This is a genomic window from Pseudomonas tolaasii NCPPB 2192 (assembly GCF_002813445.1).
Classification (GTDB): Bacteria; Pseudomonadota; Gammaproteobacteria; order Pseudomonadales; family Pseudomonadaceae; genus Aquipseudomonas; species Aquipseudomonas tolaasii.
The window spans coordinates 917130-932369 of record NZ_PHHD01000001.1; the positions used below are offsets into that span (position 1 = coordinate 917130).

Below are 15240 nucleotides of genomic sequence, written 5' to 3' on the forward strand. Positions count from 1 at the left end.
ATCGCAGGCAAGCCAGCTCCCACATTTAACGGTGCTCACAGATCAACATGTGGGAGCTGGCTTGCCTGCGATGAGGCCTTCAAAAACACCCTCAATATCTCTAGGCTAGCCGCAGCCCATTTCCGAGGTTTGCCCAATGTCCGCTCCCAGCATGACCTTGTTTCACAACCCCGCATCGCCCTTCGTGCGCAAAGTCCGCGTGTTGCTGGCTGAAACCGGCCAACAGGAGCGCGTAGCCCTGCAAAGCTGTCTGCCAACGCCAGTCAACCCGGATGCCCAGGTGGTGCAAGGCAACCCTGTCGGCAAAATCCCCGCCCTGCGCCTGGCCGACGGCAGCGTATTGCACGACAGCCGGGTGATCCTCGATTACCTCGACCACCAGCACGTCGGCAACCCGCTGATTCCCCGCGACGGCTCGGCGCGCTGGCGCCGCCTGACCCTCGCCTCAATGGCCGACGGCATCATGGACGCCGCGGTACTGGTGCGTTACGAGACCGCGATGCGCCCCGCAGAAAAGCACTGGGCGCCATGGCTGGACGAGCAACGCAACAAAATCCGTCGCAGCGTCGCCGAGCTGGAACAGGACGCCATTGCCGAGCTGGCCAGCCACTTCGACATCGCCGCGATCAGCGTGGCCTGCGCCTTGGGTTACCTGGATTTCCGTCACCCGGACCTGCAATGGCGTGACGCCAACCCGAAGCTTGCCGCCTGGTATGCCGAGGTCAGCCAGCGACCTTCGATGCAGCAGACTCAACCCCCGCTTTAACCTCCGCCTCCACCCCATGTGGGGGCGGGCTTGCCCGCGATAGCAGTGGATCAGAAACAGAGATGTTGAATGACACACCGCTATCGCAGGCAAGCCCGCTCCCACAGAGGCTGGTGGCAAAGTTGAGATAGTCGACCATCCGCGCCCTCATCTGCCGATCCTCACGCAACCCGATCATTGCACCGCCTCCATCTCAAACCCCTTGCGCTTGCCCACGCCGTACCAGTCCAGTTTGCGCGTCAGCACCATCACCGTGCCCAACAGGCCGAACAGCAACAGCGAGCCCATCAACAGCGCGTAATCCTCGGCGCTCAACAACCCGTACAACAAGCCATACAGCGCCGCCAGCCCCGCCGAAAACCCCAGGCCGTGGCGGACGCTGCGCAGCACGTGGCACACGTAAAAGCCGACCAGCAACACACAGGCACTCGCCGAGACGAGGTAAGCCAACGCGAAGCCGATGTGTTCGGACAACGACAGCAACAACAGGTAGAAAAACGCCAGGGCAACCCCCACCAAGGCGTACTGGATCGGGTGCACCGCCAGGCCCTTGAGCACTTCGAACAGGAAGAAACCGGCAAAGGTCAGGGCGATAAACAACAGCGCGTATTTGATCGCGCGGTCGCTCTTGAGGTACTGGTCCACCGGGTCGATGAAGTTCACGCCGAAGCTGCGGCTGTTGAAGTCGTCACAGACCTGATCGTACGAACAGCCGCGCAGGCTTTCTTCGAGGTTGGTAGAGAAGAACGTGGTCTGCCAGTTGGCGGTGAATCCCTTGTCGGTCACTTCCCGTTGTGACGGCAGGAAGTTTCCGATAAAGCTCGGGTGCGGCCAATTCGAAGCCAGCGACACCTGGCTGGTCTTGCCCACCGGTACCACCTGCAACTGTTCGGTGCCTTGCAGGCGCAGGTCGAAAGCAAAATCCAGGGCGGCCGGTTTTTTGCTGTCCTGTTCCGGTAACGCCACATGCACGCCCTCGCCCAGCCAGCCCACTTGGGTGCCCGGCGAAAACTCCAGGCGCTGACCGCCCAGCTCCAGCATCAACGCATTTTCAATGCCGCGAATATCGCTGATGCCCACCGCCAGAAACGCCGGCTCAAAGGTGTAATCAGCGAAGTTTTCCTTGATGCCCAACTGCTCAGGCAAAACAAAACGCCCGCTGATGCGGTTGTCGGCGTGGAACAGCCGCGCCTGGTAGATGCCTCGCGCACGCAGTTCGGTTTGCACCTGGCCGTCGAGCTCAAAACGCTCAGGCAGGAAATACAGACGGCCGCGCACTTCACGGGTTTCCTCGTAGCGTTGGTTGAGCTTTTCATTGAGTTTCCACTCGCGGACGATCTTGCGGTACGGCACCACCATCACCGGCCCGGTGAGGCGCTGGGCGTAGCTGGAACTGCGGGCGATGTCGGCCAACACGGCATCACGCGTGTATTGGCGCTCGGTAATGATGCCGTTGATCATCAGCAACGGAATCAGCAACAGCAACATCAGCAGCGCAATCGCGCCAAGTTTGAAAAGCAGGCTGCGGTTCATGGGGCTCTCCCTGTTTGAATGGGGAGAGTCTGGGCAGCCCGTATGGGCGGTTTATGTGGGGGATGTGGAGACTGTGTGGAGTTGCAGCACCACTTGCACGCCGCCCGGCACATTGCCGATCTGCAGGGTGCCACCGTGAAGCTTCATCACTTCCTCGACAAAGTTGAGGCCCAACCCCGTGCTTTTACGCCCGCTGGCGGGGCGCGGCAGCGAGTAGAACCGCTCGCTCAAGCGCGGCAGGGCATAGTCGGGAATCGGCGCCGCCGCGTTGAACAGCGTGATCTGCACTTCATGGTGGCGCGTATGGGCGCTGAACCTCAACGTGCCACCGGGTGGAGTGAAATCCAGGGCGTTATCCAGCAGATTGCCCAGCGCCTGGCGCAGCAAAAACGGTTCGCCGAACACCTTCACATCCGCTGCAATCGCCTGCTCGACCTGCAAACCCGCGCCTTCAATGCGCGCGCACTGCGCCTTGAGCACATCCTCGACCATCGTCGCCAGCGCAATGCTCGTCTGTTCCTCCAGGCCCTGTCGTTGCTCCACTTGCGCCAGGTTCAGCAGGCGTTCGATCAACTGCTGCAAGCGCGCGCTTTCACTGTCGATATTGCCCACGAAGCGCTGTTGCTGCTCGCGGGTCATGTCCCCCTGCAACAGCTCCGCCGCGCCGCGAATCGCCGCCAGCGGGCTCTTCAATTCGTGGGTTAGGGTGTGCACGTAATGCTCGACGTAAGCCTTGCCTTCCAGCTGGGTGCGCATGTGCTCCACGGCGGTGGAAAGTTGCTTGAGCTCGCCGCCGCGGTAATGCGGCAGCTCCGCGCGCCGCCCTTCGCTGACCGCCTCGGCATACGCCGTCAGGCGCCTTAACGCCACACTCAGCCACCACGACAACAGCGCACCGAGCAACAGCCCCAGCACCATCAGGCCGGCGCCGTACCACAGCAGGCGGTTCTCGGTGCGGTCCACATAGGGCTGCAACGAACTGTTGGGCTTGGCCACGGTGACCACGCCGATAATCCGGCCGTTGTCACGGATCGGCGCGCCCACATGCATCACCGAGGAGGCCGGATCATCCAGTTCACTGCGGGTGGAACGCGCGCCGTATTCGCCGCGCAGGGTCAGGTACACATCGTTCCACTGGGAGTAATCCTGGCCCACCGCTTCGCCGGTGGAGTCGAGTAACACGATGCCGTTGGCGTCGGTCACGTAGATGCGATGGTTGACCTGGTTCTTCGGCAAGCCCCAGATGGTCGCGCCCGGCTGACGCGTGCCGTATGCCTTGAGGTATTCGGGCCAGTGGCTCTGGCCGAGGGTGCCGTTTTTCACGTCCTCGCGCAGGATCTCGGCCAACAGGTTGGCCGTGTCCACCAGGGTTTCTTCGGTGGACTGGCGCACGCCGGGGCGGATTTCCTTCATCACGGTGTTGAGCACGAAATAACCGGTCAAGCCGATAAACAGCGCATACACCAGGAAAATCCGCAGCCCCAGGCGCATCAGCTGTTGCCCGGGCTGTAGCTGTAGCCCAGGCCGCGGTGGGTCTGGATCGGTTCGGCATCAGCGGCCACATTGCGCAACTTGCTGCGCAGGCTTTTGATATGGGTGTCGATGTTGCGCTCGTAACCGGCATCGGCGGGCACGCCCACGGCGTCGAGCAATTGTTCGCGGCTGAACACCCGTTCGGGCTGTTCCAGCAGGCTTTGCAGCAGGCGGAATTCGTGGCGCGTCAGGCTCAGGGGCTGGCCGCGATAACTGATCTGCATGCGCTCCAGGTCCACCTGAAACACGGCAGGCGCTGCGCCGGGGCCGACTCGTTTGAGGATCGCCTTGACCCGCGCCGCCACTTCGCGCGGGCTGAACGGCTTGACCACATAATCGTCGGCGCCGATTTCCAGCCCCACCACCCGGTCGATTTCGCCATCGCGGGCACTGAGGAACATCACCGGCACTTCGGTGAAGCGCCTGAGTTGCTTGCAGGTTTCAAAGCCGCTGATGTCCGGCAAGCCGATGTCGAGGATGATCAGGTCGGCGGGCGTCTGCCGTTGATGCGCCAGCGCCTCCTGGCCCAGGCTCAGCCAGGTGGTGGTGAAGCCTTCACCTTGCAACGCAAAGATCAGCGTGTCGGCAATCGCGGCTTCGTCTTCGACAATCAGGATATGCGGCATGGGCGTCTGTCAGCAGTCCGGTTTGTCAGCCGTGTAACGGCGGGCCGGGTTGACCGCCGCGCCGAATTCACGCAGGGCCTTGGCGCCGATCAGCAGCGGGTAGTTGAAACTGCTGCGGTCGGTGAGGTTGACCTCGACCGTGCGCTTGACGTCGCCCAGGCACATTTCCAGGTCGATGACCGGGCGCTTGGCCACGGTGGCTTCGTCCTTGTCGTCGTCTTCATCGGCGCGGCTTTTGATTTTGCTGATGCGCGAGACCTTGTGTTCGAAGACCTTGTCGCTCGCATCCTTGCCGCCAATGCGGAAGCGCACCCAGTCGTCGCCATCACGCTTGAAGGTTTCGATGTCACGGGCCGACAGCGAAGCGGTCAGGGCGCCGGTGTCCATCTTGGCTTTGAAGGTCTGGCCGATCTCGGGCAACTGGATGTATTCGTAGCGACCGTAGAGGGTCGGGTCGGCGGCCATGGCCGGCAGGGCAAACAGGGCGAGCGAGGCAAATAGCAGTTTCACGAAGTAATTTCCCCGGAAAGAAGTAGGCGGATTCTAGACCGCAAAAGCGCAGCTTAGTTAGCTCGTTCCCACGCTCAGCGTGGGAATGCCTCTTGTGACGCTCTGCGTCACGCCTTTAAGCAGACGCGGAGCGTCCAGGGCTGTATTCCCACGCAGAGCGTGGGAACGATCAAACACTACATGCCACATTGTGAAACATTCGTCGGGCAATTTGCGATTTGGCCTCTAGACTCACCTCTCTTATCATGGCCCGCCCACATAATTCCAAGAGTTGCTTATGCGCCGCCTGCTCACCGGCTGTTTGGTCACACTGCTGCTGTTACTCAACACCCTGGTGCTGTTCGGGCCATTGATGGTGTTTGCCCTGCTCAAGCTGGTCGCCCCCGGCCGCTTTCGCGACTACATGTCCTGGGCGGTGATGTGGATCGCCGAGACCTGGGCCGAGATCGACAAGCTGATTTTCTCGCTGTGCATTCCCACTCAATGGGACATTCGCGGCGGCGACGAACTGCGTGGCGACACGTCCTACCTGGTGATCAGCAACCACCAATCCTGGGTCGATATTCCGGCGCTGATTCAAGCCCTCAACCGGCGCACGCCGTTCTTCAAGTTCTTCCTGAAAAAAGAGCTGATCTGGGTGCCCTTCCTCGGTCTGGCCTGGTGGGCGCTGGATTACCCGTTCATGAAGCGCTACACCAAAGCCTTTCTGGCAAAGCACCCGGAACTGGCGGGGCAGGATCTGAAAATCACCAAAGAAGCCTGCGAGCTGTTCAAGCGCCAGCCGGTGACGGTGGTCAATTACCTGGAAGGCACGCGGTTCAGCGAAGCCAAGCGCGCGCAGCAGGCCTCACCCTTTGCGCGGCTGCTCAAGCCCAAGGCGGGCGGCGTGGCATTTGTGCTGGCAGCGATGGGCGAACAGCTGGATGCCATCCTCGACGTGACCGTGGTCTATCCGCAGCAAAAGATTCCGGGGTTCTGGGACTTGATCAGCGGCGCGGTGCCGAAGGTGATCATTGATATCCGCACCCGTGAGCTGGACCCGGCGTTGTGGCAGGGGGATTACGAGAATGATCCGGCGTTTCGCCAGACTGTCCAGAACTGGGTGAACCAGCTCTGGATGGAGAAGGACGCGCGCATCGAGCAGCTGCGCGCGGAAAAGACTTAGCTGCCAGTGCCCCAGGCCGAGGCGAGTTTGCCCAGCACCGACTGGCTGGCGCCCTGGCCGCCCAGGTATTGCAGAATCACCGGCGCAAACTGGCCGACCATGCCGCTGTCCATGCCCAAGGCGCTGAAGGCGGTGTTCAGGTCGTTGGTGTTTTTCACGTTACCCAGCACGCTGTCCAAGCCGCTGGTCTTGCTGCCGCCGGTCTGGCCGAGCAAACCGCTCAAGGCACCGAGGCTGCCCAAGGAGTTGCTCCCCGACAGTTGGTCCAGCCCGGGCACGCTCTTGCCCAGTTGCGAATAATCCGTGCTGCTCAACTGGTTCTTGGCCAGGCCCAGCATGGCGCCGGTACCGCCGACGGCTTGCTCGGGGGTGACGTTCAGTTGCGAGGTCAGGGCGCTCAGCAGGCCGGCGGTCTGGGAGCTCGGCGCTGCGGCAGCCGCCTTGTTGTTGCTGCCTTGGGCGCCGGAAACGGCGTTGGCCACGTCACCGAGGCTGAAACCTGCGGCAAACACCGGGCTGGCGGCCACGGTCAACAGGCAGGACAGGGCAATACCGCGAGAAATCTTCATCAAGACAACCTCTGAATGTAGGAGCTAAAAGCAGGCGTTTGACTGACAGTCCTGGAGGAATGTTCCCACTTCAAGACCCCTATCAAGAATAGTTCAGAAAATTCCGCATCCAAATGGCCAAGCCTTGCGTATATCTGGCATGCCTCGCCCGGAGCCGGATGGAATGAATGCAAGAGCTGAACTACCCTCTGCCTACCGTGCGCCGTCCCGTCGCCCTCGTACGAGAGCCTGGAGAAGCCCTATTTCGATGAACGATGCTGACCCGTTGCGGCCGTTGCTGGCCCAATGCGCCCTGGGCAACCGCCAGGCGTTCGAAACCCTGTACCGCAGCGTGTCGCCGCGCCTGCATGGCGTGGCGTTGCGTTTCATGGGCCGCACGGACCTGGCCGAAGAGGTGCTGCAGGAAGCCTTTGTGCGCATCTGGTACAACGCCTCGCGCTACGAAGCTCACCTGGCGGCGCCGATGACGTGGATGGTCAACATCACCCGCAACCTGGCCATCGACCAGCTGCGCAAACACCGTGAGCAACCCCTGGCAGACGGCCAGCAGGACGCAATGCTTGACGACAGCCCCAGCGCCCACGAGCAACTCGACAGCGAGCGCGACGCCCGCGCCCTCAACCGTTGCCTCGACACCCTCGACGGCATGCAACGCCAGTCGATCACCGTGGCTTACTTTCAGGGCCTGTCGTGCTCGGAACTGGCCGACCATCTGGCGGCGCCTCTGGGCTCGGTCAAATCCTGGATTCGTCGCGGCATGGAGCGCCTGCGCAGGTGCCTTGAATCATGAACTACCAAACCACTGCCCTGCGCCGTGCCCTCGCCGCCGACTACGCCATCGGGTTGATGCCCGCGACCGCGCGCAAACGTTTTGAACACCTGCTGCTGGACGACGCCGCGCTACGCATCGAACTTGGCCACTGGCAGGATGCCCTCGCCAGCCTGACCGGTACATTGCCCGAACGGCCGGTGCCCGATCACGTGTGGGCCGGCATCAAGGCGCGGATTGAGCCGCAGGTGCTGCATGTACCGGCGAAGAAGCCGTTCTGGATGAATTTCCGCTTGCTCGCGGCGGCGTGCGCCGTGGTGCTGGCGCTGTTTGTCGGCGTGCTCTACCAGCGCGAGAACACCGCGCAGTACAACGCCACCCTGGTCAACGCCAGCCAGCAACCGGCGCTGCGCATTCAGGCGTTTGCCGATTACCTGCAAGTCGAGCCGTTGACGCTGGCGGCGCTGGAACCTGCGCGAGTGCTGGAACTGTGGGCCATTCCGGCCGGCGGCAAGCCGATTTCCCTGGGTTTGGTGCCTGATGCCGGCAAAGGCCGGATTCAGCTGAGCAAGGAGCAACAGGCGTTGCTGACGGCACCACTGACCCTCGCCGTCAGCCTGGAGCCACAAGGCGGTTCGCCAACCGGCCAGCCGACCGGCCCTGTGCTGTACCAAGGCGCGCTGGCTACTCGCTGACACCACTCAACCCCATGTGGGAGCTGGCTTGCCTGCTCCCACATTTGATCTTCATCATCAGGGCGGTTTGCTCCCGGCAAAGAGGGCGGCTGTGTGTCGCCCTTTCCCACTCCTGCCACTCCCGACTCCCCGGAACCCAAGCGTCGTTACAGCCCACCCAAGACAGCCTCTATCAGGCCTACCTACTCAGGAGCTGTAACCCTCATGATCGGATTGATCCCTAACGTTTTTGCCGTATTCAGTGCCATCAGCAGTCAGCAACCGCGCGCGCAAGCCATCGACATCGGCCAATGCCCGGCCCCGCGAGACATCCACTCCACACCCTACACAGACCCCGACCTTCCACCACCTTACGGTGAAGGTTATCAATACACCGCCACTGCCAACGGCAAGACCTGGACCGGGCAAACTGCTGCGACCAGCGACGACTACCTGGCACCGGAGTACGAGCTCAAACCAGAGGAAATCAACGAGCAAAACGGCAAGGTCCATTGCGATTACGGCGGCAAGCGCCTGGTTAAAAACGGCGAGGTGGCGGATCCCTATCTGCGGCTGACGACACTTAAATAACCCATAAAAAATGGCGACCTTCAGGGTCGCCATTTTTTTAGCCTCTTGCCTTACGCCGCACTGAACAACTTATGCGGATCGATCACAAACTTCTTCGGCACGCCCGCATCGAACTCGCCGTAACCGCGCGGTGCATCATCCAGGCTGATCACTTGCACGCCCACGATTTCAGCAATGTTGATGCGGTCCCACATGATCGCCTGCATCAGTTGGCGGTTGTACTTCATCACCGGGGTTTGGCCGGTGTGGAAACTGTGGGACTTGGCCCAGCCCAGGCCGAAGCGAATGCTCAGGCTGCCCATTTTTGCGGCGGCGTCCACGGCACCCGGGTCTTCGGTCACGTACAGGCCCGGAATACCGATCTTGCCGGCCACGCGCACCACGCCCATCAGCGAGTTGAGCACAGTGGCCGGGGCTTCGGCTTTCACGCCTTCATGGCCGTGGCCGCGGGCTTCGAAGCCCACAGCGTCGACGGCGCAGTCCACTTCCGGCTCGCCCAGCAGGGCGGCGATTTGTTCGTGCAGCGGAGTGTCCTTGGACAGGTCGGCAATTTCAAAGCCCTGGGCCTTGGCGTGGGCCAGGCGCACCGGGTTGACGTCGCCGATGATCACCACCGCCGCACCCAGCAGGCGGGCCGAAGCGGCAGCGGCCAGGCCGACCGGACCGGCACCCGCGATGTACACGGTGCTGCCAGGGCCAACGCCTGCCGTCACGGCGCCGTGGTAGCCGGTCGGCAGGATGTCGGAGAGGCAGGTCAGGTCGCGGATTTTCTCCATGGCCTTGTCGCGGTCCGGCAGTTTCAGCAGGTTGAAGTCAGCGTAGGGCACCAGCACGTACTCGGCCTGGCCGCCCGTCCAGTCGCCCATGTCGACGTAGCCGTAAGCGCCACCGGCGCGGGCCGGGTTGACGGTCAGGCACACGCCGGTGTGTTGTTCCTTGCAGGAGCGGCAACGGCCGCAGGCCACGTTGAACGGTACGGACACCAGGTCGCCGATTTTCAGGTTCTCGACGTCGCTGCCCTTCTCGATCACTTCGCCGGTGATCTCGTGACCGAGCACCAGGCCGGTCTGGGCGGTGGTACGGCCGCGTACCATGTGTTGGTCGGAGCCGCAGATGTTGGTGGAGACCACGCGCAGGATGACGCCGTGCTCAATCTTCCTGCCACGGGGGTCCTGCATTTTGGGATAGTCGATTTTCTGTACTTCGACCTTGCCGTTGCCGAGATACACGACACCACGATTACCAGACATGCTTTCACCTCGCTGTTGTTTTTATGGAACTGCGTCGCCCAGGCAGGCGGCGCGTTAAGTGCTCGGGTACAGATGCTGTTTCTTGTGTTGTTTGTCAGGGCCTCATCGCAGGCGAGCCAGCTCCCACATTTGATCGGGTTCACACGGTCAAAAATGTGGGAGCGGGCTTGCCCGCGATAGCGATCTAAAGAACGACCGTGCGATTGGCGTTCAAAAACACCCGCCGCTCAATGTGATACCCAACGGCCCGGGCCAACGTCAGTCCTTCAATATCGCGCCCCTTGGCAATCAAATCCTCGGGATAGTGGCTGTGGTCCACCACCTCCACGCCCTGGGCAATGATCGGGCCTTCGTCCAGGTCGTTGTTGATGTAATGCGCCGTGGCGCCCACCAGCTTCACGCCCTTGTTGTACGCCTGGTGATACGGCTTGGCGCCCTTGAAGCCCGGCAGCAACGAGTGGTGAATATTGATGGCCTTGCCATCGAGCTTGCGGCACAGCTCCGGCGACAGCACTTGCATGTAGCGCGCAAGGATCACCAGCTCGGCGCCGGTGTCTTCCACCACTTGCCACACCTGACGCTCCTGGGACGGTTTGTCGTTGGGGTCGAGGGGGAAATGGTAGTAGGGAATCTGGTGCCAGTCGGCCAATGGCTTCAAATCGGGGTGATTAGAGACCACTGCGACCACGTCCATCGACAGTTGGCCGATGCGCTGGCGATACAGCAAGTCGTTCAGGCAGTGATCGGCCTTGGAGACCATGATCACCACTTTTGGCCGATAGTTCGGCGCCGTCAGCTCGAAGATCATGCCGAAGGCTTCGCCACGGGTGGCCAGGCCATCGCGGAAGGCCTGCTCGTCAAACCCGTCGGGCTGGCGGAATTCCACGCGAATGAAGAACCGACCCGAAAGGCGGTCATCGAACGAGTGGTGCTCGGTCACATAGCAACCCTGCTCAAACAGGTAGCGGGTCACCGCGTCCACCGTGCCGAGCACGCTGGGGCAGTCGGCGGTCAAAATCCATGTATCAGGTGCGCGGCTCATTGTGCGTGACTCCTTGATCGTTCCCACGCTCTGCGTGGGAATGCCACCATGGACGCTCTGCGTCCGCTCTTGGGACGCAGAGCGTCCCGGGATGCATTCCCACGCAGAGCGTGGGAACGATCAGTATCAGGCTGCTACGCTCAGGCCGAATTCGGCAGACGCATCCTGCAGCCACAACCACCAGTAATCCGAGAAGCTGCGACGAATCAGCAGTTCCCAGGTGTCTTCGGCCGTGTGGCGAATCACCAATTGCGATTTGGCAAACACCGTACCCACCGCCTTGCCCACCGGGAAGTTGTTGGGGTGCACGTCGTAGCTGGTGGACTTCATCAGCACATCGCGCACGTTCGGGCCGCTGAGTTCGAGGATCTGCTGGCCGCCGCTGACATTGACGACCTGGATATGCAACTCACCCAGGGCCGCACGCAGGTTTTGCTCGGCGGCGAATTCTTCACCGCTTGGCACGATCAGCAACCACTCATCCGGGCCGAGCCATTGCAGGCTGGTTTCGCCCTTGACGACGACTTGCAGGGCGCCGGGCAGTTCGATACCCAGGGCCTTGTGCACACCGGCCGCGAAGGCGGCGTCGTGGCCGTCGCCACGAATCGTCAGGTGGCCGAGGAGTTTCTTTTCGCGTACGGTCACGCCGGCGTTTTTGCGGCCCTTGCCGACCAGGCTGGCGAGGTCGGCATGGTGCAGCGACGACTCGGCCTTGGCGCCGGAGGTAGGGCGTTGTTGGTAAACATTGGCTGCTGTCATAAAGCACCTTTCCTGAATACTGTGGATCGTTCCCAAGCTCTGCGTGGGAATGCCGCCATGGACGCTCTGCGTCCGCTCTTGGGACGCGGAGCGTCCCGGGATGCATTCCCACGCGGAGCGTGGGAACGATCAGGTGTCAGATGTTCTGGCGATCGCCTTTCGGGTCGAAGAACACCGAAGACACAATCTCCGCCTCGATCACGCTGCCATCGGCCTGCGGCGAAAACACCCGCTCGCCCATGCGCTTCAAGCCGCCCTTCACCACCGCCATCGCGAACGAATAGCCGAGGGAGTTGTGGGCATAACTTGAGGTGACGTGGCCGACCATCTTCATCGGGATCGTCTGCTTCGGATCGAACACCAGCTGCGCGCCTTCCGGCAGCCACACATTCGGATCGATCGGCTTGAGGCCCACCAGTTGCTTGCGCTCTTCACGCACGCAGTCTTCACGGTTCATGCCGCGCCAGCCGATCCACGAGAACGGTTTGGTACGGCCGACACACCAGCCCATGTTCAGGTCGTCCGGGGTCATCGAGCCGTCGGTGTCCTGGCCGACGATGATGAAGCCCTTCTCGGCCCGCAGTACGTGCATGGTTTCGGTGCCGTACGGGGTCAGGTTGTATTTCTTGCCCGCCTCGACGATTTTTTCCAGCACGCCCATGGCGTAGTCGGCCTGCACGTTGACTTCGTACGACAGCTCACCGGTAAACGAAATCCGGAACACGCGAGCCGGTACGCCGCCGACCAGACCTTCCTTCCAGGTCATGAACGGGAAGCCGTCCTTGTCCAGGTCGATATCGGTCACTTCGCTCAGCAGCTTGCGGCTGTTGGGGCCGGACAGGGTCATGGTCGCCCAGTGGTCGGTGACCGAGGTGAAGTACACCTTGAGGTCCGGCCATTCGGTCTGCTGGTAGATTTCCAGCCACTGCAACACGCGAGCCGCGCCGCCAGTGGTGGTGGTCATCAGGAAGTGGTTGTCGGCGAGACAGGCGGTCACGCCGTCATCGAAGACCATGCCGTCTTCCTTGCACATCAGGCCGTAGCGCGCCTTGCCCACATCGAGCTTGGTCCAGGCGTTGGAGTAGATGCGGTTGAGGAACTCACGCGCATCCGGGCCCTGAATGTCGATCTTGCCGAGGGTGGACGCATCCAGCAGGCCGACGCTGTCGCGCACGGCCAGGCATTCGCGTTTCACCGCGGCGTGCAGGTCTTCACCATTGCGCGGGAAGTACCACGGGCGTTTCCACTGGCCGACGTCTTCAAACTCGGCGCCGTTTTTCACGTGCCAGGCTTGCAGTGCGGTGTAGCGCACCGGCTCGAAGATGTGCCCGCAGTGACGGCCCGCTACCGCGCCAAACGTCACCGGCGTGTAGTTCGGACGGAACATGGTGGTGCCCATCTGCGGGATGGTCACGTTCAACGAACGGGCCGCGATGGCCAGGCCGTTGACGTTGCCCAACTTGCCCTGGTCGGTGCCGAAGCCCAGCGCGGTATAGCGTTTGACGTGCTCGACCGACTCGAAACCTTCGCGGGTCGCCAGTTCAATGGCGGCGGCGGTCACGTCGTTTTGCAGGTCGACGAATTGCTTCGGCGCCCGTGCAGTCGGCTTGTCATGCGGAACTTGGTACACGGCCAAAGTCGGCTCTTCCAGACGGCTCAGGGCCTTTGGCAGAGTACCTTCCACTGGCGCAAAACCGGCTTCACTGGCCGCGCGCACGCCGCCTTCAAAACCGTCTGCCAGGGAATCACCGAGGCCGTAGACGCCGTTGATGCCACCCACGCACACGCGTTTTTGCGGGGCTTCGCCCGGTACAAAACCAAGGATGTCTTCACGCCAGGTCGGCTTGCCGCCCAAGTGTGAGGCCAGGTGCACCACCGGGCTGTAACCGCCGGAGCTGGCCACCAGGTCGCACTCCAGCCACTCGCCGGGGCTGGTGACCTTGTGGGCTTTGACGTCAATCGCAGCGACGCGGGCGGCAGTGACGTGCTTGCTGCCACGGGCTTCGATCACGGCGCTGCCGGTGAGGATGCGAATGCCTTTGGCGCGGGCTTCTTCCACCAGCGCGCCGCGTGGGTTGTGGCGCACATCGGCCACGGCGACCACTTGCAGGCCGGCATCGAGCCAGTCCAGCGCAACGCGGTAGGCATGATCGTTGTTGGTCGACAGCACCAGTTTCTTGCCCGGCGCCACGCCGTAACGGCGCACGTAAGTCGAGACGGCACCGGCCAGCATGTTGCCCGGTACGTCGTTGTTGCCGTACACCAGCGGGCGCTCGCACGCGCCGGTCGCCAGCACCACACGCTTGGCGCGCACACGGTGGATACGCTGGCGAACCACGCCAATCGGCGCACGGTCACCGAGGTGATCGGTGAGGCGCTCGTGAATGGTCAGGAAGTTATGGTCGTGGTAGCCGTTGACGGTGGCGCGGGGCAGCAGCACCACGTCCGGCAGGGCTTTCAATTCAGCAACCACGCTGGCAACCCATTCAGCGGCTGGCTTGCCGTCAAGGCTTTCGCGGGAATCGAGCAGCGAGCCGCCGAATTCTTCCTGCTCATCGGCGAGGATCACGCGGGCACCGCTGCGCGCAGCCGCCAGGGCCGCCGACAAACCGGCCGGGCCTGCGCCCACAATCAGCACGTCGCAGTGACGGTTCATGTTGTCGTAGGTGTCCGGGTCGTTCTCGGTCGGCGAGCGGCCAAGGCCAGCCGCCTTACGGATGTACTTCTCGTACGTCATCCAGAACGATTGCGGGTACATGAAGGTTTTGTAGTAGAAACCCGGCGGCATCAGCTTGCCGCCGACCTTGCCGAGAATGCCCATCACGTCATTGTTGACGTTCGGCCAGCCGTTGGTACTGGTGGCGACAAGGCCTTGGTACAACGCCTGTTGCGTGGCGCGCACGTTGGGAATCTGGGTGGCTTCGGTGGCGCCGATCTGCAGCACCGCGTTCGGCTCTTCGGCGCCGGCGGCGAAGATGCCGCGAGGGCGCGAGTACTTGAAGCTGCGGCCGATAATGTCGACGCCATTGGCCAGCAGGGCTGCGGCGAGCGTGTCACCTTCAAAGCCCTTGTAGGTCTGGCCGTTGAAGGTAAACGTCAGGACTTTGTTACGGTCGATCCGGCCACCGTTGGACAGGCGATTGGTCTGGCTCATACCTTCTCTCCAGAGGCCTTGGCGGTGAATTGTGGCTTCTCACCGATCTTGTAGGTTTCAAGAATTTCGTAGGTCAGGGTGTCGCGGGTCGCGTTGAAGTACTGGCGGCAACCGGCAGCGTGAATCCACAGCTCCTGGTGCAGGCCACGGGGGTTGTCGCGGAAGAACATGTAGTCGCCCCACTCTTCATCGGTGCAGGCATTCGGGTCCAGCGGGCGCGGGATGTGCGCTTGGCCGGACGCGTGGAATTCCTCTTCGGAGCGCAGTTCGCCACAGTGAGGACAGAAGATATGCAACAT

Annotated in this window: 15 protein-coding genes; 5 read left to right on the forward strand and 10 right to left on the reverse strand. The window is 62.1% G+C overall.

All coding sequences use genetic code 11. The features are described from left to right. Positions 1-136: 136 nt before the first annotated feature. Positions 137-766 carry a glutathione S-transferase gene (locus ATI14_RS04270; RefSeq protein ID WP_016974175.1) on the forward strand — a complete coding sequence of 210 codons (630 nt, stop codon included), beginning with the start codon at positions 137-139 and terminating at the stop codon, positions 764-766. Positions 767-940: 174 nt separating this feature from the next. On the opposite strand, the gene creD is transcribed toward ATI14_RS04270, so the two are convergent. From creD to rloA2, 4 genes are read right to left on the reverse strand one after another with little or no spacing between them, the layout of a single operon-like run. Continuing rightward, a complete protein-coding gene (gene creD / locus ATI14_RS04275; RefSeq protein ID WP_016974176.1) occupies positions 941-2299 on the reverse strand; it encodes a cell envelope integrity protein CreD in 1359 nt (452 codons plus the stop codon). Between the two features lie 51 nt (positions 2300-2350). Beyond that, the gene (creC, locus tag ATI14_RS04280) at positions 2351-3790 is read right to left on the reverse strand and encodes a two-component system sensor histidine kinase CreC (protein ID WP_016974177.1); all 1440 of its coding nucleotides are present in this window, start codon (positions 3788-3790) and stop codon (positions 2351-2353) included. After that, positions 3790-4458 carry a two-component system response regulator CreB gene (gene creB / locus ATI14_RS04285; RefSeq protein WP_016974178.1) on the reverse strand — a complete coding sequence of 223 codons (669 nt, stop codon included), beginning with the start codon at positions 4456-4458 and terminating at the stop codon, positions 3790-3792. Before creB ends, creC begins: the two co-directional genes overlap by 1 nt. Before the next feature lie 9 nt (positions 4459-4467). Further along, on the reverse strand, positions 4468-4968 hold the full coding sequence (gene rloA2, locus ATI14_RS04290; RefSeq protein WP_016974179.1) for a retropepsin-like aspartic peptidase RloA2: 501 nt from the start codon (positions 4966-4968) through the stop codon (positions 4468-4470). A gap of 277 nt (positions 4969-5245) precedes the next feature. Between rloA2 and ATI14_RS04295 the strand changes: the two genes are divergently transcribed. After that, on the forward strand, positions 5246-6133 hold the full coding sequence (locus tag ATI14_RS04295; protein ID WP_016974180.1) for an acyltransferase: 888 nt from the start codon (positions 5246-5248) through the stop codon (positions 6131-6133). Here the strand turns inward: ATI14_RS04295 and ATI14_RS04300 are convergent. After that, positions 6130-6702, reverse strand: a complete 573-nt coding sequence (locus ATI14_RS04300) for a DUF2780 domain-containing protein (protein WP_016974181.1) — start codon at positions 6700-6702, stop codon at positions 6130-6132. The two genes, ATI14_RS04295 and ATI14_RS04300, sit on opposite strands and share 4 nt — an antisense overlap. 163 nt (positions 6703-6865) lie before the next feature. Here ATI14_RS04300 and ATI14_RS04305 point away from each other — a divergent pair, with 163 nt between their 5' ends. The 3 genes from ATI14_RS04305 (at position 6866) to ATI14_RS04315 (ending at position 8736) form a co-directional block, all read left to right on the forward strand. Further along, positions 6866-7492, forward strand: a complete 627-nt coding sequence (locus tag ATI14_RS04305; RefSeq protein WP_031320404.1) for a sigma-70 family RNA polymerase sigma factor — start codon at positions 6866-6868, stop codon at positions 7490-7492. Next, positions 7489-8166, forward strand: a complete 678-nt coding sequence (locus ATI14_RS04310; RefSeq protein WP_016974183.1) for an anti-sigma factor — start codon at positions 7489-7491, stop codon at positions 8164-8166. The genes ATI14_RS04305 and ATI14_RS04310 overlap by 4 nt, the downstream gene beginning before the upstream one ends. Positions 8167-8370: 204 nt before the next feature. Beyond that, a complete protein-coding gene (locus tag ATI14_RS04315) occupies positions 8371-8736 on the forward strand; it encodes a hypothetical protein (protein WP_080519810.1) in 366 nt (121 codons plus the stop codon). A gap of 50 nt (positions 8737-8786) precedes the next feature. Here the strand turns inward: ATI14_RS04315 and fdhA are convergent, their stop codons facing one another. From fdhA to ATI14_RS04340, 5 genes are all read right to left on the reverse strand, one after another. Beyond that, complete coding sequence (gene fdhA / locus ATI14_RS04320) at positions 8787-9986, reverse strand: formaldehyde dehydrogenase, glutathione-independent (RefSeq protein ID WP_016972852.1); 1200 nt, start codon at positions 9984-9986, stop codon at positions 8787-8789. 184 nt (positions 9987-10170) lie between these two features. Next, positions 10171-11028 carry a formyltetrahydrofolate deformylase gene (gene purU / locus ATI14_RS04325; protein WP_005792124.1) on the reverse strand — a complete coding sequence of 286 codons (858 nt, stop codon included), beginning with the start codon at positions 11026-11028 and terminating at the stop codon, positions 10171-10173. A 126-nt stretch (positions 11029-11154) separates the two neighbouring features. Then, positions 11155-11787 (reverse strand): sarcosine oxidase subunit gamma, encoded by a 633-nt coding sequence (locus tag ATI14_RS04330; RefSeq protein ID WP_016972853.1) that lies wholly within the window; start codon positions 11785-11787, stop codon positions 11155-11157. Positions 11788-11923: 136 nt separating this feature from the next. Continuing rightward, positions 11924-14941: a sarcosine oxidase subunit alpha gene (locus ATI14_RS04335; RefSeq protein ID WP_016972854.1), complete on the reverse strand. Its 3018-nt coding sequence runs from the start codon at positions 14939-14941 to the stop codon at positions 11924-11926. After that, a complete protein-coding gene (locus tag ATI14_RS04340) occupies positions 14938-15240 on the reverse strand; it encodes a sarcosine oxidase subunit delta (protein ID WP_080520143.1) in 303 nt (100 codons plus the stop codon). Before ATI14_RS04340 ends, ATI14_RS04335 begins: the two co-directional genes overlap by 4 nt.